Here is a 23,268-nt window from a genome sequence, read left to right on the forward strand (position 1 = left end):
GTTTGACTATGTTAGGCCAATTCCCCTGGCCCGGGCCTTATCCACCAGCATTGGTGGCACTGCCCTTATACTTCGCCGGCTTCGGCCATCTCTTCGGGATAGGCATCGAGAAGAGCCTGAACGATCTTGGCGCAGCCGGTGCCCTTCGATGATTTGACCATCACCACATCACCGGCAGCAACCGCGCCGAGCGCGTAGGAGGTGAGATCGCCGACCGCCTCGCGGTGGACGACCGAGACCTCGCCCGGCAACGCGTCACGCAGATGTGCTATATCGGGACCGGCCAGCCAGACGTCGGTAATGCCAGCCTCCACGATCGGCTCCGCCAGGGCGGCGTGGACAGCCGCCGCATGCTCGCCCATCTCCAGCATGTCGCCAAGAATCGCGATACGGCGACCGCCGGCCGGCGGCTCGGCGGCGCGCAGGAGGGAGATCGCCGCCCGCATCGACGCCGGGTTGGCATTGTAGCTTTCGTCGATCAGTGTCAGGTGGCCGCCACCGATCTTCAGACGGTGTCGCAATCCCCTTCCCTTCTCCGGCTGCATGGTGGCAAGCGAGGCAAGCACACGGTCGAGATCCGCGCCGGCGAGTTGCGCAGCGGCAACCACCGCCAGGGCATTCTCGGCGATATGCCGCCCCGGCGCGCCGATCGTCACCTCCCGCGTCCTGCCGCCAATTCCGGCCCATAGACCGGAACTCTCGGCTCCTCCGGCGAACTCGATCAGCCGATACTCGGATTTGGGGTTGGCGCCGAAGGAGTGAATGTGGCTGACGCCCGCCGCCACAGCTGCCCTCTCGAGAAGTTCAAACTGCGGGCTGTCGCGGTTGATGACCGCATGTCCACCCTTGACGACCCCCTCGAAAATCTCCGCCTTCGCCGTGGCGATTTCGTCGAGACTGGCGAAATTGCCGAGATGGGCAGCGGCAATGCTGGTGACGACGGCCACATGCGGACGCACCATCGCGGTCAGCGGCCGGATCTCGCCGTGATGGTTCATGCCGATCTCGAAAATGCCGAACTCGGTCGTCTCCGGCATGCGCGCCAGCGTCAGCGGCACCCCCCAATGATTGTTGAACGATGCGATCGAGGCGTGGACACGTCCAAGCGGCGACAGGACATGCCTCAGCATCTCCTTCGTCGTCGTCTTGCCGACCGAGCCGGTGACGGCGATGACTTTCGCGGCGCTGCGGTCGCGCGCCGCGCAACCGAGGCGGATCATCGCCTCCAGGACATCGTCGACGACGATCATCGGCGCAATCAACCGCCCGAGCGCCGGAAGCTTTCCTTCGCTGACGACGAGCAGCGAGGCTCCGTTGGCAAGTGCGATGCCGGCATAGTCGTGGCCATCGACGCGATCACCCCTGATCGCGAAAAAGGCCTCGCCCTTGGCGATCGTGCGGCTGTCGATCGAGATGCCGATGATCCCTTCGGGGAGATTGCCGACCGGGCGGCCGTTCATGGCCGCCAGCAGATCGCTGCATGTCCAGAGCCAGTTCAACTTACAGCCCTCCCAGCCCCTTACGGACTTCCGCGTGATCGGAGAATGGCAGCGTCACGGAGCCGATCGTCTGCCCCTCCTCGTGCCCCTTGCCGGCAACGATCAGCGTGTCGCCGGCCTTCAGCATGCCGACGGCGGTCCGTATCGCCTCAGCCCGATCGGCGATTTCGGTGGCCCCCTTGGCACCGGCCATGATCTCCGAGCGGATCGTTTCGGGGATTTCCGAGCGCGGATTATCGTCGGTGACGATCACGACATCGGCGAGCCGGGCGGCAATTTGGCCCATGATCGGCCGCTTGCCCTTATCCCGGTCGCCGCCGCAGCCGAAGACGATGATGACACGGCCGGTGGTGAACGGGCGCACCGATTCGAGCACATTTTCGAGCGCGTCGGGTTTGTGGGCATAGTCCACATACGCAAGCGCGCCGTCCTTCGTCTGTCCGACCAGTTCCAGCCGGCCGGAGGCGCCCTGCAGCTTTTCGAGCGCCGAAAAGGCGACCTTGGCCTCAATCCCCGTGGACATGGCAAGGCCGGCGGCGACCAGCGCATTGGCCACCTGGAAATCGCCGGCGAGCGGCACGTGGATTTCGAAGATGTCATCGCCGACATGGACCTCGGCCGACTGCTTGTGACGGAAATGCTCGACCCGCTTCAAGCTGATGAAATCGCCATTGCGCCCGACGGTGCGCACGTCGTGTCCGGCCTTGCGGGCCGCGGCAATCGCTTCGGCCGACCATTGGTCGTCGGCGAAGATAACCGCCGGCGAGCCCTTCGGCAGGAGCGCTCCGAAAAGGCGCATCTTCGAGGCCATGTAGTGCTCGACGGTCGGATGGTAGTCCATATGGTCGCGACCGAGATTGGTGAAGGCGGCAGCTGCGAGCCGAACCCCGTCAAGCCGGCTCTGGTCGAGGCCGTGACTGGAAGCCTCCATCGCCGCATGCGTCACGCCCTCATCGGCGAGCTCGGCAAGCAGCTTGTGCAACGACACCGGATCCGGGGTCGTCAGCGAGCCATAGTCATTGCGGCCCGGCGCGGTAACGCCGGTCGTCCCGATCATCGCCGCCGCAAGGCCGGAATGCGCCCAGATCTGGCGTGTAAACGAAGCAACCGAGGTCTTCCCCGCAGTTCCGGTTACCGCCACCATCGTTTCAGGCTGGCGGCCAAAGAGGCGAGCTGCGGCCTGCGCCAGGAAACGGCGCGGTTCGGAAAGCTCGAAAACCGGTGCGCCGGCGTCCGCGCCAGACCCCTCTGCAACAATCACCGCCGCCGCGCCGCGCGACAGGGCGTCGGCAATGTAGGCGCTGCCGTTCGCCTTCGTGCCGGCGACGGCGACGAAGAGATCGCCCGGCTTGACCTGCCGGCTGTCGGCCGTAATGCCGGCAATATCGATCTCCGCGGCATTGCCCTGCAGTTGCGCCGAAAGTTCCGGGAAATTCGTTCCCGCCAGGTCCCTGATCTTCATGAACTGCACGTCTCACACCGATATCGATCGCCGAAATCGCGAATCGTCCGCATTCTCATTTCACGGTCAATAAGACACAAGCAAGGCAGAACCGTCTTCTCCGAATTTCGGTTCGACGCCGAGCAGCGGCGCCGAGCGGCTGATGATGTCGCGCACCATCGGCGCGGCGTTGGAACCGGCGGTACGCCCGCCGCCCTCGCCGGTCTTGGGCGCGTCGATGAAGGTCAGGACGATGTATTTCGGATCGTCGATCGGGAAGGCAGCCAGAAAGGCATTGAAGTTCTGATCGTTGACGTAGCGGCCGTTGACGACCTTGTCGGCCGTGCCGGTCTTGCCGCCGACGTTGAAGCCCGGCACCAGCGCCCGCTTGCCCGAGCCGGCAATGCCGTTCCAGCGGAGCAGGAACCGCATGTCGTCGCTCGTGCTCTTCTTGACGACCGCGGTCGCAAGCTCGTTGGCCGCTTCCTCCGTGCGCGGCAGGAAGGTCGGCGGGATGAGCTTGCCGCCATTGACGAGGGCCGCGCCGGCGACTGCCGTCTGCAGCGGCGTGGTCGAGACGCCGTGGCCGAAGGAAATGGTGATCGAGTTGATCTTCTTCCATTCGCGCGGCTGGGTCGGCGTTTTGACCTCCGGCAGTTCGGTCGGCAGCTTGGAAAGCAACCCGAGGCGGGTGAGGAATTCCTTGTGCCCGGGGATGCCGACGAGGTCGGCAACCTTCGCGGTGCCGATGTTCGAGGAATACTGGAAGATTTCCGGCACGGTCAGAACCCGCCGCTTGCCATGAAAGTCCTTGATGGTGAAGCCGCCGATGCGGATCGGCGCCGTCGCATCGAAACTGCTGTTGAGTGTTACCTTGCCGGAATCGAGACCCATGGCGATGGTGAAGGTCTTGAAGGTGGAGCCCATCTCGAACGTGCCGTTCGACATGCGGTTCATCCAGCCCTCTTCGGCGCCTTCGGCGGGCTTGTTCGGATCGTAATCAGGCACGGATGCCATCGCCAGCACCTCGCCGGTGTGGACATCCATGACCACGGCACCGGCGGCGATCGCCTGATAGTTCTTCATGCCGGAATCGATGACGTCGCGGACGATGTTCTGGACGCGTACGTCGATCGAGAGCTTGACCGGCTCGAGCTTGGCGTCGCTGGTCATGCCGATGGCCGCCAGATCGGCAAGCCCCTGGCTGTCGATATAGCGCTCCATGCCGGCAACGCCGCGGTTGTCGATGTTGACGTGGCCGAGGATATGGGCGGCCGTCGGCCCGCCGGGATAGAAGCGCCGCTTCTCGGGACGGAAGCCGATACCCGGAATGCCGAGTGCCAGGATTTCGCTCTGCTGCTTCGGCGTCAATTGCCGACGCAGCCACTGGAAACGCGAGTTCGATTTGAGCTTGTTGTAGATCTCGCGCGCGTTGAGGTCGGGCAGAACCGTTGCCAGTCGCTCCACCGCCTCGTCCGCGTCGACGATCTTGTGCGGCTCGGCATAGAGCGACACGGTGCGGATGTCGGTCGCGAGAATCTCACCGTTGCGATCGAGGATGTCGGGGCGCGAGGCCATCAGGTTGTCGGCGCGCCCGATCGACGACACCGTCTCCGGCTGCGCCACACCGTATTGGACCAGCCGGCCGCCGATCACCGCATAGGCGATGCCGAAGCTGGCGATGACGATCGCAACGCGGCTTCTCGCCTGGCTGGCGTTCTTCTTGCGCGTCCCTTGGAAGGTCACGTTGACGCCCGCCTCTCCGGGGCGGTTGTTGCCGCCGGCAGAGAAATGCGCCTTGCTCTTCAGCACCATGATACGGGAGAGAAACGACATCAGCGCGCCACCGAACCTGTTGCGATGTTATCGGCATTGATGACGGCGGCGATGCCGTCGTCCTTCTTGCCTTTGCCCTTCTTGTCCTTGCCTTCCTCCGGAGGCGGCACATCCGCCTTCAGCATCGGCAGCTCCTCGGGCCTTGCAAGTTGCGTCGAGGGCGTCGGCGCGAGTTGCAGGTCGGCTGCGAAGGCGCCGACGAGCCGCTCCAGCCGGTTCGGCTGGGTCAGCAGCGCCCAATCCGCCTTGAGCAGGTCGATCGTGTCCTCCTCGAGCTTGATCGCGGCGTCGAGCCTGCGGACCTCCTCGAGCTTGTTCTCGGCCTGGTGCTTGATCGTGTAGGTGACCGTAGCGGCCCCGGTCATGACGACTATCAGCACTATATCGAGCGTTCTGAGCATCGTCTGTTAGCCCCCTAGTCTGGCAAGGCTCGCCAGCTCCGGCAGATTGAAAATCGACAGATCGTTTCCCGGCGACGCAGCCGGTGTGCGGACACCGGCTCTCAGTTTCGCCGACCGGGCGCGCGGATTGCGGGACGCTTCGTCCTCGCTGGCCGCAACCATAGGCTTGCCGACTGGCGTGAAGGTTGCGTCCCGTGCAGTGACAAGTGGAAGGTGACGTGAGCCACCCGCCTTGCCCGAGCGATCCTGGAAGAATGTCTTGACGATCCGGTCCTCGAGAGAATGAAAGGTGACGACGACGAGGCGCCCGCCGGGCTTCAGGACCCGTTCGGCTGCAAAAAGCGCATTGGCGAGTTCACCGAGCTCGTCGTTGACAAAAATGCGCAGCGCCTGGAAGACGCGCGTCGCCGGATGGATCTTGTCCTTGGCCTTGCGCGGCGTCACCGTCTCGATGAGGTTCGCGAGATTGCGGGTCGTTTCGAAAGGCGCCTCGGCGCGGCGCTTCTCGATCGCACGGGCGATGCGTCCCGCCTGCTTCTCCTCGCCGAGGAAGCCGAAGATGCGGATGAGATCCGACACCTTTGCCCGGTTGACGACATCGGCGGCGGAGACGCCGGCTGCCGACATGCGCATGTCGAGCGGCCCCTTCTTCTGGAAGGAGAAGCCGCGCTCCGCCTCGTCGATCTGCATCGACGAGACGCCGATATCGAACACGATGCCGTCGAGGCCGCCTTCCGGCACATGATCCGCCAGCTCGGAAAAGCGCGAATGAATAAGCCTGAGCCTGCCTCCGGCAGCGGCAACCATTGGCTGGCCCGCGGCGATCGCCGTCGGATCTCGGTCGAGCGCAATGACGTCGGCACCCGCATCCAGGATCGCGCTCGTGTAGCCTCCGGCACCAAAGGTTCCGTCGAGGATGACCTTGCCGGGCGCCGGCTCGAGAGCCGCCAGCACCTCGGCGAGCATGACGGGAATGTGACGAACCGGTCCGCCATCGGCTTCAGAAGCTCTGTCGCCTTGATCCGTCACCATTCCGCCTCTCCACTCTATTCTGAACGCAGCCCCCGTTGCTTGCGCCCTTCCCGGGCCTCCGCCTGCGCCCTCGCAAACGCCTGCGGTTCCCAGAGCTGAAAATGATCGCCCCGTCCGACGAAGGTCACGTCGGTCGAGATGCCGGTGAAGTCGCGGATGAAATCCGTCACCATCAACCGGCCCTCCGGGTCGAGCTTCACGAAGACGCCGCCCCCGTGAACGAGCAGCGACATCTGGTTGGCCGCATCCGAAAACGGATCCTCGGCGGCCATCTGTTTCTCGAACCGATCCAGAAGCTCCGGCCCACCGACGCTCACCGCCGGAAAGACGAAGTCCTGAAAGCAGTATAGCTCCCGAACACCCGCCTCCAAAAGCACGGCACGAAACGCCGAAGGCACGGAAACCCGCCCCTTGGCATCGATCCGGTTCGTAGCATGTGACAAGAAGCGGTTCATGACGCGAAACGGCCGCCCCCGACTGGCGGGCCACGATCATCGACCCACGCGAACACTCGGCTGCGCACGCAAAAGTCCCCCGCCGGACACGAGCATGCCCGCTTGAACCTTCCGAGGAAGGACCCCTGGAATTTCGCGATGATGGGCCACGACGCAGCCCTTGCGCAGTACCATTATGGGATAACATGGGACCATATGGGCGTCAATGGGAGAAGCTCGTAAACAGCCTCACGGATGATCAAATATTGATAGGTTGTTAAGTTTAACAAAGGGTTACGATTGAGGACTTTGATCCCTTGGAATGCCCGCGGACTGCAGGCATGAGAGGCGTGCCTGCAGTCCCTCATGGCTGCTTCGCTCGGGCGCGACCGAAAGCCTGCGGGTTCCGGCGCTGACGCCGAAACCGCCTGAAGGTGCTGAAGAAAAATCGCCAGTTGGCCTGTAAGCCGGGTTCTGTATGGCTCCGCCTCCGAGGAAGCGGAACGTGGCAGCCATTCATCTGGGACTGCGCTTGCGCACAGCCTCGTGCAACCCACCCGGATGACCGGCCTGGAAACCGGCTGGGCGCTTGCGCGCCCGTGTCATCCCTATTCGGTTTTGCTCCCGGTGGGGTTTACCGTGCCGTCCATGTCGCCATGTCCGCGGTGGGCTCTTACCCCACCCTTTCACCCTTACTCCGCGAGCGGAGCGGTTTGCTTTCTGTGGCACTTTCCCTGGGGTCGCCCCCGCCGGACGTTATCCGGCACCGTGTTTCCGTGGAGCCCGGACTTTCCTCACCCCGCGGCCTTTCGGCACCTGCGGGGCGCGGCTGCCCGGCCAACTGGCAGAGGCTCATTAACCGACCGGGGCGAGAAGCGCTAGAAAAATCGACGCTTTTACCGCGGCTGCAGCGGTGCCGCCGATCGGCAGGCGACGGCGAAATCGGTCTCGTATTCGCCGGCATCGAGCCGGCCGTTCGCCAGCAGCGCCGCGCCGAGCCGGCCGATTTCGTCGGAACTCTTGGCCGCCTGGCCGTTGCCGCCGGTCAGCACGGCAATGCGGTCGCTGACAAAGCCGACATAGGGGTAGCCGTGCCGTGTGAATGCGGTGACGCATGGCGAAAAATGCGTCGATACCGGCTTGAGCCCCGGCATCACGTCGGCAAGCAAGCCACGCATATGGTCTGCCGCCCCGGCGCTCGCACCGCCGCGGAACCACTCGCGAACCGACGCTTCGTCGGCAAGGATCCGATCGCTCGGGTCACCGCCGATCTTGATGTAGTGTTTGCCGTCGGCATAGGCAACCGGCGGCAGCAGATAGTAGCTTTGGTCCTGCGCGGGTGCGGCGCCGATCAGCGACGGCATGCCGTCAAACCCGGCAAGGTCGTCGGGGCTGATCTCTGCGAAGAGCACCGTGCGGGCCTTTACCGACAAATCGATCGGCTTTGGCAGCAGCGCTTCGGAAAGTGAAAAGCCGCCGGCCGCCACGAGAACGCGCCCCGCTCGAAGCCTGTGTCCGCCGGTAGTCGAAACCTTCACCGAGCCGGCCGACTCCGCGACGGAAAGGACCTCTTCGCGGATCACGCCCGCACCCAGTCTCTCCGCCGCGATCGTCTGTGCCCGGACCAGGGCTCGGGGATTGACATAGCCGGCGCCGCGCGCCTCGTGGAGGCCGGCATAACCCTGTGGAAAGCAAAACCAAGGAAAGCGCTCGGCGAGATCCTCGCCGACGATCAACGGCGCCTCGACCCCAAGCCTGTCACGGGCACGGGCAACCCTGTCGAGATAGTCGAAGCCACCGCTCGGCGCCGGCGCGGCGATCAGGCAGCCGACCTCATGGTAGAATTCGATCCCGCTTGCCTCTGCGATCTCCCGGTATCGCTCGATCGACCGGCGGGCGAGGCGTGCCCAAACCGGATCGTTGTCGATCGTGCGGGTGATGCGGGCATTGTCGTAGTGGCTGGAAAAAACGCCGCGATGGTTCGCCCAGTCATCCGGCTCGTCCGGCCCGACAAGCGCGACACGGGCACCCGCCAGGCTCAAGTGGCGCGCCGCCGCTGCGCCCATCATGCCCTTGCCGACGATAACGAAATCAAAGCTTTCCGACATGGATATCCCTCGACGCTTCGCTGCGGGAATAACATGCCGCCCGGCCAATGACACCGAACTCTTTCAAAATTCAACTTATGCCGGAACGCGAGACCTATCCGGCCATGTCCTACAGCGCCGCGCGTCTTATCAGACGCGCAAAGGTCGCTGTAGCACTTTGAATTGCTGCATGTCTTCGTCCTTAAATCGAGGTCGATTTAAGGAGACATGCAGTAGAACCCGCCAGGACTTCCAGAACGGATCGATTGTCGGCCGCCCACCCCGGAGCGGCTCGTCTTTCGACTTTAATTGAGGATGCTCTGGACCTTGCCGCAATAACGCTTCGAGACCGGATTCATGCGCTTGGCACCATGGCCGGCATTGTATTTGAGGATGGTGCCGCAGGTCGAACCGTCCGAGAGCTCCTGGGCCTTCGCCAGATACATCATGCCGAACTTGATGTTGGTGGCCGGATCGTAGAGGCCCTTGGCTGAACCGGAATAGCCCATCATGCGTGCCGTGGCCGGCTTGATCTGCATGAGACCGATTTCACCCGCACTGCCCCGGGCACTCGCATCGAAATTGCTTTCGACCTGGATGATGGCATGTGCGAGATCGACGGGAACGCCATATTGCTTGGCGTAGGACTGGATCAGGATCGTATATTCGGTACCGCGCGTGAGGTCGAATTGCGGTGCGGGATAACCCGTCGTTTTGGTCACCGTCGGCAACGCCGAGGTCTTGATGGTCTTGTCGACACCCCCTGCATACGACGTACCCATCCCGGCGATGAACATGCCAAGGCATGCCGCCGCCGCAGCAACGAAAGATATTCTCATTTAGTTTGAAGTCTCCGGTCTGGGGAACTGGACGGACGGCGCACCCCACCGTCACGACCGATTTCCCGATCGTTATCCCTGACAGGAGCCCGGCGCTTGGACGCCGCATCTCCTGCGTTGATGGACCGGAAATGAAGGGTCTATCATGGTAAACATGTGGCAAACGCAAAAAAATCGCGCGGCATACGTTCGATGGCGCTAAATCAGGGCGCTCTAAAATTGCCGCCTAAGCACCGAATTTCGGCAGTGCCGAGAGCAGCCGGTGTAGCGTATCGATGGTGGAAACGTCGGCGATCCCGTCTACCCGCGATTGACGGAAATGCCGCTGGAAAGCGGCCACCACGCCTTCCGTCGCCTCGCAGAAATCTCCCGTAACTTCAATGTTGTAGCCATAAAGAGACAGCATCGACTGGAGCGCTTCGACCGGCTGGCCACGGTCACCGCGCTGGAAGAAGCGGCCGCCGCCGACGGGCGCCGGCTCGACCCAGTGGCCGACCCCGTGGCGAAATAGCACATCCCAGGGAAAATTTTCTCCCGGATCGACCTTGCGAATCGGCGCCACATCGCTGTGTGCAAGCACCCTTTCGGGCGTGATTTGCCAGCGCTCGCCACAGTGCCGACACAATTCGACGACCGCCGCGATTTGCGCTTCGGGGAAATCCGGCAGCCCGCCGGGATGTCCTGCATTGGCGATTTCAATGCCGATGGAACAGGAGTTGATGTCCGCCTCGCCCTTCCAGAAGCTCTTGCCGGCATGCCAGGCGCGGCGCTCCTCCGGCACGAGCTGGTCGATCCGGCCGTCCTCGTGAACGAAATAGTGGCTGGATACCTGGCTTTCCTCGCGACAGAGCCAGTCGAGCGCCGAGCCCGCCGTGTCCATTCCGGTATAATGCAGGAGAACCATGTCCGGCCGGCGCCCGCCGGCACGCTCGCCATGGTTCGGAGACGGCACGAAGCGAGCCCCCGGAAAGTCGCAGGCCCTCGATGTCATGCGGCGCGGCGTTCTCTCTCGATCGCCTCGTAAGCGGCATTCAACGCCGCCATGCGGTCATTGGCGATCGCATGGAATTCCTCCGGCACGCCACGCGCGACCAGCATGTCCGGGTGGTTCTCGGAAACGAGGACCCGGTAGCGCCTGCGGATATCGGAGAAATCATCCTTCGGAGAAACACCGAGAACCTGATAGGGATCGCGACCGTCGCCATGGACATGGCGTGCCATGATGCGCTGGAAATGCGCCTCGTCCATGTTGAAGATTTCGGCAACGCGCATCAGATAGGCAAGTTCCTTGTCGTGCACCGCGCCGTCGGACTTGGCGATATGGAAGAGTCCGTCGACGATGTCCTCGAGGATCGGGCAGTTGCGCTCGCAGGATGAGCAGAGCGACGCCATCTTCTCGGCATAGGCTTCGTAGCCCGCCACATCCTGGCGGGCGAGGTTGTAGAGCCGAGCGACGTTCTTCGCCTGGTCCGCAGGGAACTTGAAGATGTCGCGGAAGGCGGCGACCTCGGCTTCGTTGACGATGCCGTCAGCCTTCGCCATCTTCGCCGACAAGGCAATCATGGCCACCGAGAAGGCCACCTTGCGGCGCGTCTCGGGATCTCCTTCGAAGAGTGTTCGGACCGCCTCGACCACACCGGCGAGCGCATTGCCGGTGGCCGTTACGATCTTGATGAGGCTGTCCCAGAATGACATGAGTGCGATTGTTCCCTGTCCACGACCAAGCATGGCCCGATGTGGTGGCATATTGCAAGCGGCCGACGATGCCAAAACGTCACGGATGACGGAATTGTGATGGCCCCTCATTAAATCACCTCGCCGTAAATCTCAAGTGAATTGCATTGATCCAGTCTTTTGCCGGGCTGATGGGTCCCTTTTCAGACATCCACAGCCCTGTCATTTTATTTCCATCGGAATTGCGTTAGACCACCGGTGGTCTATGACCTGCGCATAAATTGAGAATGCGGTCGATCTCCCGAACGATCGCAGGATGCCGAAATCCGAGGAGGAAACATGGCCAAGAAGAAAGTCGCAATGCTGACGGCGGGCGGGCTCGCACCCTGCCTTTCATCCGCTGTCGGCGGACTCATCGAGCGCTATACGGATATCGCCCCCGACCACGAACTGGTGGCTTACCGTTCCGGCTATCAAGGCCTGCTTCTCGCCGACCGAATCGAAATCACGAAAGACATGCGCGAGCGGGCCCATATTCTTCACCGCCACGGCGGATCGCCGATCGGCAATAGCCGCGTGAAACTGACCAACGCAGCCGACTGCGTCAAGCGCGGTCTCGTGAAGGAAGGCGAAAACCCGCTTCGGGTCGCGGCCGAAAGGCTTGCTGCCGATGGCATCAGCATCCTGCACACGATCGGCGGCGACGATACCAACACGACCGCTGCCGATCTGGCCGCCTATCTTGGCGCCAACGGCTACGACCTGACCGTCGTGGGCCTGCCGAAGACCGTCGACAACGATGTGGTGCCGATCCGCCAGACGCTCGGCGCCTGGACGGCCGCCGAATACGGCGCACGCTTCTTCGACAATGTGAGCAACGAACAGAGCGCAGCACCGCGCACGCTCGTGGTCCACGAGGTGATGGGCCGCCACTGCGGCTGGCTGACCGCAGCGACAGCGCGCGCTTACGTTCAGATGGCCGCCGGCAAGGAATATGTCGACGGATTCATGATGGATGCGCAGTTGAAGAACATCGATGGCCTCTATCTGCCCGAAGTGAAGTTCGATCTCGAAGCGGAAGCCGAACGCCTGCGCGGGGTCATGAACCGGAACGGCTATGTCACCCTGTTCGTCAGCGAAGGTGCCTGCCTGGACGCGATCGTCGCCGAGCGCGAGGCCGCCGGCGAAACGATCAAGCGCGACGCTTTCGGCCATGTGAAGATCGATACGATCAATGTCGGCAACTGGTTCTCGAAGCAGTTCGCCGCCCTGCTCGGCGCCGAGCGCTCGATGGTGCAGAAATCCGGCTACTACGCCCGCTCCGCACCGGCGAACGGCGACGACCTGCGTCTGATCCAGAGCATGGTCGACCTTGCAGTGGAGAGCGCGCTCAACAAGGTCTCCGGTGTCACCGGCCACGATGAAGACCAGGGCGGCAAGCTGCGCACGATCGAATTTCCCCGTATCAAGGGCGGCAAGCATTTCGACACGTCCGCCAAGTGGTTCGGAGACGTCATGAACGTCATCGGTCAGAAGTGGCAGGCCACGGAATAGGCTGCCGCTCGCTCCAGAGTCCACTACAGCGCCGCGCGTCCAATCGGACGCGCTAAGGTCGCTGTAGCACTTTGAAATGCTGCATGATTTTGTCCTTAAATCGATTCCGATCTAAGGAATCATGCAGTAACAGTTGACGGCTCCGCGTTTGAATGGCTCCCTCCCCGATATCTCGGCTGGAAGCCGTTCAAACGCGGAGCCTTTTTTATGTCTTTCGAACATTGGTTTGCCTTCGTCGCCGCCTCGGCCCTGTTGCTCGCCATCCCCGGCCCTACGATCCTGCTCGTCATCTCCTATGCGATCAGCCACGGGCGCAAGACAGCGGGCGCGACGGTTGTTGGCGTGGCACTCGGCGATTTCACGGCAATGACCGCCTCGATGCTGGGCCTGGGCGCGCTGCTCGCCGCCTCTGCCACTATTTTCACGGTCCTGAAGTGGATCGGCGCCGCCTATCTCGTCTGGCTCGGTTTCAAACTCTGGAAAGCGCCGGTCGCCGGAAGCGGGGAAAATGACACTGAAGCCCCTGCCGCGGAACGGCCGCTGAGGATATTCCTGCACGCCTATGCCGTGACAGCGCTCAATCCGAAAAGCATTATCTTTTTTGTCGCCTTCCTGCCGCAGTTCCTGGATTTGTCGCGGCCCCTTCTTGCTCAGATGGCGATCTTCGAAACGACATTCCTTGCCCTCGCAGCCGCGAACGCGATGCTCTACGCATTGCTTGCATCCGCCGCGGGAAAGACGATTCGCAAACCGAATGTCCGACGGTTGGTGAACCGTACCGGCGGCTCGCTGCTGATCGGCGCAGGCCTCCTGTCGCTCGGCCTGAAACGGGCGACGGCGTGAAATTCGCCCGCGCGCTTGCCGCAACTGGCGGCATAGGTTAATGGAAATTCAAGCGCAGTGGTTGGCAGCCGCTGATTTGCATGGGGCTACGGGGCCCAGAAGCACGAAAGTGACCGCATGGCGACGATCCGTATCTCCGTTTCGAAACAGGCATTTACCGCCATCGCTCTGACATCGGCACTTGCGTCTGGATGCTCCACGGTCGAGCGCACCTCCCTTGAAGAACTGACCGCCGTGCAAACGGTCACCCCCATCGCGAAACCCGGAACGGAGATGACGGCTTACGCTCTGCCGGCGCCCATCGGTATCGCGTCGAGCACCTCGGCGGCACTGAGCACGCAGACGGCGGCAACCGCCGCGGCGCCAGCGGATGCCGCACCGACCGCAATCGCTGCCGCCCCCACTGCCCAGCCGGGTATCACGCCGGCGACCGACGCTGCGCTCGCCTTCGCTGCCCCCCAGACGGTCGCGGTTCCCACGGCCAAGCCAGGCCAGGCCTTCGAAGTGGCCATGGCAGCGCCCGCCCCAGGCAATCTCTCGCCAGCCGCGGCTTCGACCACCATTGACAAGAGCGCCGAGCCGCCCGCCGCGCCGTCCCCAGGCGTTGCCGCCCTGTGGGAATCGGATTTCGACACCGGCGAACCGGTCGGCCTCGAGACCCTGGTGGCCAAGCGCATGATCGTCCCGACGGAGCGTCCCAAGACCGGCGTCATCGGCTCGGCGGTCGGCGTGGTCGCAAGCGTCATTCCCGATTCCCTGAAGCTGACGAAGTCGCCGACCAGTTCCAAGCCCGAGCTCGACCGGCTTATCAAGCACTATGCCGAGCTCAACGGGCTTCCCCTCGAGCTCGTGCATCGGGTCGTCAAGCGCGAGAGCAACTACAATCCGCGCGCCTACAGCCGGGGCAATTACGGCCTGATGCAGATCCGATACAATACCGCTCGGGGCCTCGGTTACGACGGACCCGCCGAGGGTCTCTTCGACGCGGAAACCAACCTTAAATATGCGACCAAATATCTGCGCGGCGCCTGGATGGTGGCCGACAACCAGCACGACGGTGCCGTGAAGCTTTATGCCAGCGGCTACTACTACCACGCCAAGCGCAAGGGCATGCTCGACATGCTGGATATGCGCTGACCGCAGCGCTTTTCGCCTTGCCGTTCCACAATGGTGACCGGCGCGGCGCTCAATCGAGCGCCTCGATTATTTTGCCGTTCAGTTTCTGCACGTCGTAGCCGGTCCGCGAGGGCGTGAGGCCGAGCCGAACCACCGCCAGCCGCAGCGATGGAACGAGCATGATCGCCTGTCCGTCATGCCCGAGCATCCAGAAGGTATCGGACGGAAAATTGCCCGTGCCGGCGCGCCTGCCGTTCTCTGTAAGCCAGACCTGGGCGGAGCCGTAGTCGCCGCCCGATGCGGCAGTGGGGCTTCGCATGAACTCCACAAATCCGTCGGGCAAAAGCGCCCTTCCCTTCCAGCGGCCGTCATCCAGCAGAAACTGCGCAAAGCGCGCCCAATCCTGTGCCGTGGCGTACATGTACGAGGAACCTACAAAGGTGCCGCTCGCGTCCGTCTCCATCACGGCGCTGGTCATGCCGAGCGGACCGAACAGCGCTTGGCGCGGATAGGCGAGCGCCGCAGCCGGCTCATCGAAAGTCCCCATCCACAGGCGCGACAGAAGGTTCGTCGTGCCGGTCGAATAGTTGAACCTGGAACCAGGTGCCGCTTCGAGCCGCTTTGCTGCGGCGAACCCGGCCATGTCGCTTTCGAGAAAGAGCATCCGCGTGACATCGGTAACGTCGCCATAATCCTCGTTGAAGGCGAGGCCGCTCTGCATCGCCAGGAGATCGATGAGCTTGATCCGCGCCCTTTCGTCGCCACTCCATGCCGGTAAAAGGTCAGCCTTCTGCGGGTCCATGCGCCCGGCGGCGATCCGCAGGCCCACCAGCGCCGCAGTCACCGATTTCGTCATCGACCAGCCGAGCAGAGGCGTATTGCGATCGAAACCTTGGCCATAGGCTTCAGCGACCAGTTTTCCGTCCTTGATGACGACGACTGCCCGCACACCTGGCCCGGTCAGTTCGGCATCTTCCGCCAGTTCCTGGAATGCCGGGTCGATCTCCGCCTTGCTTCCCTCGGGCCAGGCGAGGTCCGGGCTATCGGCAGAGGCCGCGACGGCCCCAGCATTGTCAACTCCCGGCGCTGCCAACGCCTGCATGGTTCCGCCAGCAGTTGCAGTGCATCCGAATCCCGGACGATAGACAGCCCGAACCGGCGCGGCGAAGCCGAAGATTCGCGCCGTCACCGCCTGCGGATCGGGATCGAGCGACACGCTGACGAACTTCAGCAGCGGGTGACCGGGCGCCTGTACGTCCTCTGCAAGCACCGCCTGCGGGTCGCGCCCCGCCAGGAAGACGTTGGAGCAAACGATCTTGGCGGCATAACCGTCCCCGACCCTGAGCAGCTCCGGCGGGAAGAAGACCAGCCAGCCTGCAACCCCCCCGACCATCGCCACGGCGAACGCACCGGTTTTGCGCAACAAACCCTTCATAGCCGCCTCCCGTCGACGACAGGAAAACAGGTTTCCAGAGAAAGGAAAAGCCTCTTCGGTGCTTACTGCATGTCTCCTTAAATCGACCTCGACTTAAGGACAAAGACATGCAGCAATTCAAAGTGCTACAGCGACCTTTGCGCGCCTGATAAGGCGCGGCGCTGTAGGAAGCCTGTGGGGAAGCCGTCATCAAAGTGTAGCCGAGTCACTCTAGAAGCGCCTCAGTTTCAACTGGATGGCAGGACAGATGACCGAACTCGCCCCCGATGCCGGCTTTGGCGGAAAGAACGCGAAGCTGAAGAGCGCGCTCCTCCAACACAAGGCTCTGTCCTTTGCCGGGCTGTCGGAGCGCCTGTTCGGACTGCTCTTCTCCGGGCTCGTCTACCCTCAGATCTGGGAAGATCCGATCGTCGACATGGCGGCGATGCAAATCGAGCCCGGCCATCGGATCGTGACGATCGGCTCGGGTGGCTGCAACATGCTGACCTATCTCTCCGCCGGACCGGCGCGCATCGACGTTGTCGATCTCAACCCCCACCACATCGCCTTGAACCGGCTGAAACTCGCCGCCTTCCGTCACCTGCCAAGCCACAAGGATGTCGTACGGTTTCTTGGCAGCACCGGTACGCGCTCGAACGCTCAGGCATTCGATCTCTTCCTCGCGCCCACGCTCGACGCCGGCACGCGCACCTACTGGAACGGCCGCGACCTTATGGGCCGACGCCGCATCGGCGTCCTTGGCCGCAACATCTATCGTACGGGTCTTCTCGGCCGCTTCATCGCTGCCAGCCATGTTCTGGCGCGGCTTCACGGCGTCAACCCGGCCGATTTCGTGCAGGCGCGCTCGATGCGCGAACAGCGGCAGTTCTTCGACGACAAGCTCGCGCCGCTCTTCGACCGGCCTGTCATCCGCTGGATCACCGGCCGCAAGAGCTCGCTCTTCGGCCTCGGCATTCCGCCGCAGCAATTCGACGAGCTCGCCAGCCTGAGCGAGGAACGGTCGCTCGCCGCGGTGTTGCGCCACCGCCTCGAAAAGCTCACCTGCCATTTTCCGCTGCGCGAAAACTACTTCGCCTGGCAGGCTTTTGGCCGGCGCTATCCGCTGCCGCACGAGGGCGACTTGCCGCCCTACCTGCAGGCATCGAACTACGAGGCGATCCGCAATCACGCCGATCGCGTCGCCGTCCATCACGAAAGCTTCACGGATTTGCTCGGCCGCAAGCCGGCATCTTCGGTCGACCGCTACGTGCTCCTCGATGCACAGGACTGGATGAGCGACCGCCAGTTGTACGATCTCTGGAGCGAGGTCACCCGCACCGCCGCGCCGGGCGCGGTGGTGATCTTCCGCACGGCGGCAGAAGCGAGCATTCTGCCCGGGCGACTTTCTTCGGCACTCATTGACCAATGGCACTATGACGCCGAGACCTCGTCGAAGCTCGGCATCGAGGATCGGTCGGCGATCTATGGCGGCTTCCACGTCTACCGGAAGAAAGCATGAGCGCGGCGCAGTCCGCAGGCAATAGCCACGCCAAACTCATGGACCGGATGTATCGCTACCAGCGATACATCTACGATTTTACCAGGAAGTACTATCTGTTCGGGCGCGATACACTGATCCGCGAGCTGAGCGTTCCATCCGGCGGTTCCGTGCTCGAAGTCGGCTGCGGCACGGGGCGCAACCTGGCGATGATCGGCGACAGTTACCCCGACGCCCGCCTTTTCGGTCTCGACATCTCGGCCGAGATGCTGGCCACCGCCAAGTCGAAACTCCGGCGCCAGGGTCGCGCGGATGCAAATCTGCGCATCGCCGACGCCACGAACTTTACGGCCGCATCCTTCGGCGAAAATGGCTTCGACCGCATCGTCATCTCCTATGCGCTGTCGATGATTCCTGATTGGGAGAAGGCGATCGCCGCGGCGATCGCCGCGCTCAACCCGGGCGGCTCGCTCCACATCGCGGACTTCGGCCAGCAGGAGGGATGGCCGGGCGGCTTCCGCCGCCTCCTCCAGACTTGGCTGAAGCGCTTTCACGTCACGCCGCGCGAATCGCTGTTCGACGTCATGCGTTCCAAGGCAGACCGCGACGGCGCCGCACTGGAGCTCAAGTCGATCGGCAGGGGCTATGCATGGATCGCCGTATACCATCGAGCGGCAATTGACCGGGTGCCGTGATCCGCAAACACGGCGCCGATGCAATTGCCGCTTGAGCTAACTCAATTTTTACGATGATATGGTGAAAAGGAGGTAACGCCTCCCTGGGGGACATCACCGTCATGGAAACCATCGCGTGAGGCAGGATCGTCGTTCGTCTTGTAACGGAACCCTCATGCGCCGGCTTCTCCTGGCTTTGCTGCCCATCGCCACCATCCTCTCCGCCTGCACGTCGACCGACTACGACCTCGTGCGGACCGCCTCCATACCGCCGCGCTTCCAGGACACCGACCCGCAGGATTTCGGCGGTCGGACGCCACATCATCACAGCATCCACGGCATCGACGTTTCCAAATGGAACGGCGACATCGACTGGATGAAGGTGAAGAACTCCGGCGTGTCCTTCGCCTTCATCAAGGCCACCGAAGGCAAGGACCGGATCGATGCGCGCTTCCAGGACTATTGGCCGCGGGCGCGCGCCGCCGGGCTCGCCTACGCCCCCTACCACTTCTATTATTTCTGCTCGAGCGCGGACGCTCAGGCCGACTGGTTCATCGCCAATGTGCCGAAGAGCGCCGTCTATCTGCCGCCCGTTCTCGACGTCGAGTGGAACGGCGAATCGAAGACCTGCCGTTACCGCCCGTCGCCGGAGACCGTGCGCTTCGAGATGAAGCGCTTCATGGACCGCCTGGAAGCGCATTACGGCAAGCGGCCGATCATCTACACGTCGGTCGATTTCCATCGCGACAACCTGGTCGGCGCCTTCAACGACTATCATTTCTGGGTCCGTTCCGTCGCCAAGCATCCGAAGGACATCTACGTCGACCGGCGCTGGGCGTTTTGGCAATACACCAGCACCGGCGTCATTCCTGGCATCGAAGGCCATACCGACATCAACGCCTTCGCCGGCTCCGCCAAGAATTGGAAGAAATGGGTGGCCGCCGTTTCGCAATAGGCGGGAGTTGCTGCGCGCATTGAAGCCGTGGCCGCCGTTTTCTTCATTCGGTCATAATGCTCTGAGAAAGCACCGGCATATTGACCTGCGATCTATCGCAGCCCGACGGCTACGCCAGGCCGCTCGGGCCATGGAAAGGAATTATGATGACTGGCAAGGCCCGCAACGCCCTTCTCACACTCGGCCTGCTCGCCCTCTCCAGCACGTCGGTGCTGGCGCAGACGCAGCCTCAACCGCAGACCCCGCCAGTTGCCTGCGGCGGCGACCTTGCGACCTTCCTGGAAGGCGTCAAGACCGAGGCGGTCGGCAAGGGCATTCCCGCCGATGTCGCGGACCGGGCGCTTGCCGGTGCTGCCCTAGACCAGAAGGTACTGAGCCGCGACCGCGCCCAGGGCGTCTTCAAGCAGACCTTCACCGAATTCTCGAAGCGCACCGTCAGCAAGGGGCGGCTCGACATCGGTGCCCAGAAGATGAAGGAGTATGCCGACGTCTTCGCCCGCGCCGAGGGCGAGTTCGGCGTGCCGGCGCCGGTGATCACGGCTTTCTGGGCCATGGAAACGGATTTCGGCGCCGTGCAGGGCGATTTCAACACCCGCAACGCGCTGGTGACGCTGGCGCATGACTGCCGCCGGCCGGAAATGTTCCGGCCGCAGCTGCTTTCGGCCATCGAGATGGTTCAGCACGGCGACCTCGACCCGGCGGCAACCACCGGGGCCTGGGCCGGAGAGATCGGCCAGGTGCAGATGCTGCCGGAGGACATCATCGCCTACGGCGTCGATGGCGATGGCGACGGCCACGTCAATCTGAAGAAGAGTTCGCCTGACGCGATCCTCACGGCGGCAAAGTTCATCAAGAGCCTCGGCTTCACCGCCGGGCAGCCCTGGATCCAGGAAGTCGCTCTGCCGGATCAACTGCCGTGGGAGAAGACCGGGCTGCAGCCAGGCATGACGGCCGGCGACTGGTTCGCTCTCGGCGTCGCGCCGCGCGACGGCAACACATCGCACGGCGCACTTGAAGCTTCGCTTGTGCTTCCGCAGGGACGCAAGGGCGTCGCCTTTCTGACCTACCCGAATTTCAAGATCTACCTCGAGTGGAACCAGTCGTTCATCTATACGACGTCCGCCGCCTATTTCGCCACCCGCCTCGCCGGTGCCCCGCCCTACCAGGCCGGCAATCCGGAGCCCGGGCTTGGCGACACGGAGATGAAGACTCTTCAGACCAAGCTGCAGGCGCTCGGCCACGACGTCGGCAAGATCGACGGCATTCTCGGCTCGGGTACGCGCACCGCCTTGCAGAAGGAGCAGTTGAAGCTTGGCCTGCCGGCAGACGGCTGGGCGACCCCGGATCTGCTCCAGGCACTCTGAATCGAAATCGGCACCACAGCCAATCTTGCAAGAAGCGGGTGGCAACGCCCGCTTCTTCGCATTAATGCTTGCGCAATCCTAAATTGCTGGCTTGGATAGCCCGCGCATCCAATCCGGCTTCGATCGCAGCAGGCCCAAATGCTTTCATCCGCCAGAACCGCCACCACCCACATGACCCTGCGCCTTTGGCTGCTGCTGATGCTGCTCGGCCTGATATGGGGCGGTTCCTTCTTTTTCGCCCGCGTCGCGGTCGCCCATGTTCCGCCTTTTACGCTTGTTCTGCTCCGTCTGGGGCTCGCCGCAATCGCCCTGCATCTTTACCTGCGCGGCAACCACGGTCTCTATCCGGCCCTCGCCGCGCGTTGGCGCGAGTTTTTGGTCATGGGCCTCATCAACAACGCCATTCCGCACGCTTTCATCTTTCTCGGCCAGACCCATATCGGCGCCGGGCTTGCCGCCATCCTGAACGCGACGACGCCGGTCTGGACTGTGCTTATCGCCAACGTCGCGACGGAAGACGAAAGACTGACCGCTGCCAAGCTCAGCGGCTGCCTGCTCGGGCTCGCCGGCACGGTGGCACTCATCGGGCCGAGCGCGCTAGCCGGCATTTTTGGGGCTGCGGGCGACGTACCGCTCTGGGCGCTCGTGCTGCCGGTTCTGGCGGCCGTGAGCTACGGCTTGTCCGCTACCTACGGCAAGCGCTTCCGCGGACTGGCACCGCCAGTGACCGCCGCCGGACAGCTGACTGCATCGACAATCGTCATGCTGCCAGTGGCGGCCTTCGTAGACATGCCCTGGACCCTGCCGATGCCGCCCCTCTCCGCAATGCTGGCGATCCTCGGACTGGCGCTCGTCTCCACCGCCTATGCCTATATTCTCTTCTTCCGCATCATGGCGGAGGCCGGCGCCACCAACACCTCGCTCGTCACGCTTCTCGTGCCGCCAAGCGCCATCCTTCTCGGCTATCTCTTCCTCGGCGAGACGCTGCAGGCAGCAGACATTGCCGGAATGGCGCTGATCGCCGCGGGGCTCGCCGTTCTCGACGGGCGCATTCTACGATCGCGATCGTCGACCTGACAGCGAATCGAAAGAACAGCCTGCATGACTTTGAGTCGCCTCACAGACCGTTACAGGCGTTTACATTAACCTCGCGGAAGCAATTGTGAAAAAAATGTGGCAACCTGAATCTCGCAGGCAATTCAAATATTTATGGCTGTGAATATCCGATCCGGGCAACGCGGTTTTCGCGCTGCAGCACAAGATTCGCTTTGACGCGCCGTTTTTTAGCCCTATGTTTTACGCGTCAACGCAGGGAGGATCCTATGGGACTTACACATTCGTTGAATGTCCTCATGATCAGTGCAGCGTTCGCATTCGTGGCCATCATGCTCTTCGTCTGACGAAAGGCCGCTGAAGTCCAGGCCGGGGACTTAAAATCCGGAAAGTCTAATTCGCAGCAGAACAGGTTAAGACAGGCCGCTCCTACAGCGCCGCGCGCCTTATCAGGCGCGCAAAAGTCGTTGTAGCACTTTGAATTGCTGCATGTCTTTGTCCCTAAATCGAGGTCGATTTACGGAGACATGCGGTAGAGCACACGCTCTTGAACTGCGACATCAGAAAAGCCCATGAACGACGACCCGTTCATGGGCTTTTCGCTTCTCTTGGATCTGATGTTTAAGCCGTGGCTACCGCCCGATAGGACGGTGCGGCCGTACGGTTGGCCGGTCGGCGCGCATAGCCGACCAGGTCGCAGACAGCGGCGATGAGCGGCGAGCGGTTCATCGTATAGAGATGAAAGTCACGAACGCCCCGACGCGCCAGATCGACGATCTGTTCGGCAGCGATATGGCTTGCTTCCTTGAAGCGCTCTTCCGGCTGGTCGTCGAGGTGAGCCAATCGCGAGATAATCGCCTCCGGCACCTTTGAACCGCAAAGCCCGGCAAATCGCACCACCTGTGCAAGATTGTTGATGGGAAGGATGCCCGGGACGATGGGGACATGAATACCGGCGCGCCGCACCCGCTCGAGATATCGCTCGAAATCGTCGTTGTCGAAGAAGAACTGGGTGATCGCGCGCGTGGCGCCGCTATCGACCTTGCGCTTCAGCATGTCGATATCGGCCGCGACATCAGGGCTCTCCGGGTGCTTTTCCGGATAGGCGGAGACGGAAATCTCGAAATCGCCGCGGGCACGCAGTGCCTTCACGAGCGCCGCCGAACTTTCGTAGCCACCGGGAAAGGGCTGGTAGGCACTGCCGATGCCGCCCTGCGGATCACCCCTCAGTGCCACGAAATGCCGGACGCCGCAGGCGACGAACTCGTCGATCACCGCATCGACCTCGGCCTTCGGCGCGCCGACGCAGGTCAGATGCGCCGCCGTGTTCTTCAATCCCACCTCCCCGATCATGCGCTTGACGGTCGTCAGTGACCGCGCCTTGGTGGAGCCGCCGGCGCCATAGGTCACCGTCTGAAACGTCGGCGCGAAGATCGCGAGATCCGCCACGGTCTGGAAGAGCTGGATTTCCATCTCTTCGTTCTTTGGCGGAAAGTATTCGAAGGAGAGTCCGAGATTGCCGCGCTCGGCGGGATAAAGCGTCCGTGCGTTCAT

General features: G+C 62.8%; 20 protein-coding genes and 1 other RNA gene. 8 read left to right on the forward strand and 13 right to left on the reverse strand.

Features of this window, described 5'->3' with window-relative positions; all coding sequences use genetic code 11:
- Window positions 1-65: 65 nt before the first annotated feature.
- The 11 genes from NGR_RS21745 to NGR_RS21795 all read right to left on the reverse strand — a co-directional run bounded on the left by NGR_RS21745 (window position 66) and on the right by NGR_RS21795 (window position 11,264).
- Window positions 66-1,499 carry a UDP-N-acetylmuramoylalanyl-D-glutamyl-2,6-diaminopimelate--D-alanyl-D-alanine ligase gene (locus NGR_RS21745; protein WP_012708637.1) on the reverse strand — a complete coding sequence of 478 codons (1,434 nt, stop codon included), beginning with the start codon at window positions 1,497-1,499 and terminating at the stop codon, window positions 66-68.
- Window position 1,500: 1 nt separating this feature from the next.
- Complete coding sequence (locus NGR_RS21750; protein WP_012708638.1) at window positions 1,501-2,961, reverse strand: UDP-N-acetylmuramoyl-L-alanyl-D-glutamate--2,6-diaminopimelate ligase; 1,461 nt, start codon at window positions 2,959-2,961, stop codon at window positions 1,501-1,503.
- Window positions 2,962-3,027: 66 nt separating this feature from the next.
- Window positions 3,028-4,776: a peptidoglycan D,D-transpeptidase FtsI family protein gene (locus NGR_RS21755; RefSeq protein WP_012708639.1), complete on the reverse strand. Its 1,749-nt coding sequence runs from the start codon at window positions 4,774-4,776 to the stop codon at window positions 3,028-3,030.
- Window positions 4,776-5,177 (reverse strand): cell division protein FtsL, encoded by a 402-nt coding sequence (gene ftsL, locus NGR_RS21760; RefSeq protein ID WP_012708640.1) that lies wholly within the window; start codon window positions 5,175-5,177, stop codon window positions 4,776-4,778. Before ftsL ends, NGR_RS21755 begins: the two co-directional genes overlap by 1 nt.
- Before the next feature lie 6 nt (window positions 5,178-5,183).
- On the reverse strand, window positions 5,184-6,209 hold the full coding sequence (gene rsmH / locus NGR_RS21765) for a 16S rRNA (cytosine(1402)-N(4))-methyltransferase RsmH (protein WP_012708641.1): 1,026 nt from the start codon (window positions 6,207-6,209) through the stop codon (window positions 5,184-5,186).
- Between the two features lie 14 nt (window positions 6,210-6,223).
- Window positions 6,224-6,664, reverse strand: coding sequence for a division/cell wall cluster transcriptional repressor MraZ (gene mraZ / locus NGR_RS21770; RefSeq protein WP_012708642.1), 441 nt, complete (start codon window positions 6,662-6,664; stop codon window positions 6,224-6,226).
- Between the two features lie 426 nt (window positions 6,665-7,090).
- Window positions 7,091-7,488: RNase P RNA component class A (gene rnpB / locus NGR_RS21775), an RNA gene on the reverse strand.
- 51 nt (window positions 7,489-7,539) lie between these two features.
- A complete protein-coding gene (locus tag NGR_RS21780) occupies window positions 7,540-8,751 on the reverse strand; it encodes an NAD(P)/FAD-dependent oxidoreductase (protein ID WP_012708643.1) in 1,212 nt (403 codons plus the stop codon).
- A 284-nt stretch (window positions 8,752-9,035) separates the two neighbouring features.
- Entirely contained in the window at window positions 9,036-9,569 is a 534-nt protein-coding gene (locus NGR_RS21785) for a lytic transglycosylase domain-containing protein (protein ID WP_012708644.1), read from the reverse strand.
- Between the two features lie 226 nt (window positions 9,570-9,795).
- The gene (locus NGR_RS21790; RefSeq protein WP_012708645.1) at window positions 9,796-10,560 is read right to left on the reverse strand and encodes an N-acetylmuramoyl-L-alanine amidase; all 765 of its coding nucleotides are present in this window, start codon (window positions 10,558-10,560) and stop codon (window positions 9,796-9,798) included.
- Window positions 10,557-11,264 (reverse strand): J domain-containing protein, encoded by a 708-nt coding sequence (locus tag NGR_RS21795; protein WP_164924399.1) that lies wholly within the window; start codon window positions 11,262-11,264, stop codon window positions 10,557-10,559. Before NGR_RS21795 ends, NGR_RS21790 begins: the two co-directional genes overlap by 4 nt.
- A gap of 318 nt (window positions 11,265-11,582) precedes the next feature.
- Between NGR_RS21795 and NGR_RS21800 the strand changes: the two genes are divergently transcribed.
- The 3 genes from NGR_RS21800 to NGR_RS21810 all read left to right on the forward strand — a co-directional run bounded on the left by NGR_RS21800 (window position 11,583) and on the right by NGR_RS21810 (window position 14,777).
- Entirely contained in the window at window positions 11,583-12,797 is a 1,215-nt protein-coding gene (locus NGR_RS21800; RefSeq protein ID WP_012708647.1) for a pyrophosphate--fructose-6-phosphate 1-phosphotransferase, read from the forward strand.
- 207 nt (window positions 12,798-13,004) lie between these two features.
- Complete coding sequence (locus NGR_RS21805) at window positions 13,005-13,640, forward strand: LysE family translocator (protein ID WP_012708648.1); 636 nt, start codon at window positions 13,005-13,007, stop codon at window positions 13,638-13,640.
- A 117-nt stretch (window positions 13,641-13,757) separates the two neighbouring features.
- Window positions 13,758-14,777, forward strand: a complete 1,020-nt coding sequence (locus tag NGR_RS21810; protein WP_012708649.1) for a lytic transglycosylase domain-containing protein — start codon at window positions 13,758-13,760, stop codon at window positions 14,775-14,777.
- 49 nt (window positions 14,778-14,826) lie between these two features.
- Here NGR_RS21810 and NGR_RS21815 read toward each other — a convergent pair whose 3' ends face one another.
- Entirely contained in the window at window positions 14,827-16,191 is a 1,365-nt protein-coding gene (locus tag NGR_RS21815) for a serine hydrolase domain-containing protein (protein WP_012708650.1), read from the reverse strand.
- A gap of 247 nt (window positions 16,192-16,438) precedes the next feature.
- On the opposite strand from NGR_RS21815, the gene NGR_RS21820 reads away from it, so the two are divergent.
- The 5 genes from NGR_RS21820 (at window position 16,439) to NGR_RS21840 (ending at window position 21,738) form a co-directional block, all read left to right on the forward strand.
- A complete protein-coding gene (locus NGR_RS21820; RefSeq protein WP_164924400.1) occupies window positions 16,439-17,689 on the forward strand; it encodes a DUF3419 family protein in 1,251 nt (416 codons plus the stop codon).
- Window positions 17,686-18,363 carry a class I SAM-dependent methyltransferase gene (locus NGR_RS21825; protein WP_012708652.1) on the forward strand — a complete coding sequence of 226 codons (678 nt, stop codon included), beginning with the start codon at window positions 17,686-17,688 and terminating at the stop codon, window positions 18,361-18,363. Before NGR_RS21820 ends, NGR_RS21825 begins: the two co-directional genes overlap by 4 nt.
- A gap of 154 nt (window positions 18,364-18,517) precedes the next feature.
- A complete protein-coding gene (locus NGR_RS21830) occupies window positions 18,518-19,297 on the forward strand; it encodes a glycoside hydrolase family 25 protein (protein ID WP_012708653.1) in 780 nt (259 codons plus the stop codon).
- Window positions 19,298-19,443: 146 nt separating this feature from the next.
- Complete coding sequence (locus NGR_RS21835; protein ID WP_012708654.1) at window positions 19,444-20,661, forward strand: lytic murein transglycosylase; 1,218 nt, start codon at window positions 19,444-19,446, stop codon at window positions 20,659-20,661.
- 138 nt (window positions 20,662-20,799) lie between these two features.
- The gene (locus NGR_RS21840) at window positions 20,800-21,738 is read left to right on the forward strand and encodes a DMT family transporter (RefSeq protein WP_012708655.1); all 939 of its coding nucleotides are present in this window, start codon (window positions 20,800-20,802) and stop codon (window positions 21,736-21,738) included.
- A gap of 597 nt (window positions 21,739-22,335) precedes the next feature.
- Here NGR_RS21840 and metF read toward each other — a convergent pair.
- Complete coding sequence (gene metF, locus NGR_RS21845) at window positions 22,336-23,268, reverse strand: methylenetetrahydrofolate reductase [NAD(P)H] (protein ID WP_012708656.1); 933 nt, start codon at window positions 23,266-23,268, stop codon at window positions 22,336-22,338.

Origin of the sequence: Sinorhizobium fredii NGR234 (assembly GCF_000018545.1) — a bacterium.
Classification (GTDB): domain Bacteria; phylum Pseudomonadota; class Alphaproteobacteria; order Rhizobiales; family Rhizobiaceae; genus Sinorhizobium; species Sinorhizobium fredii_A.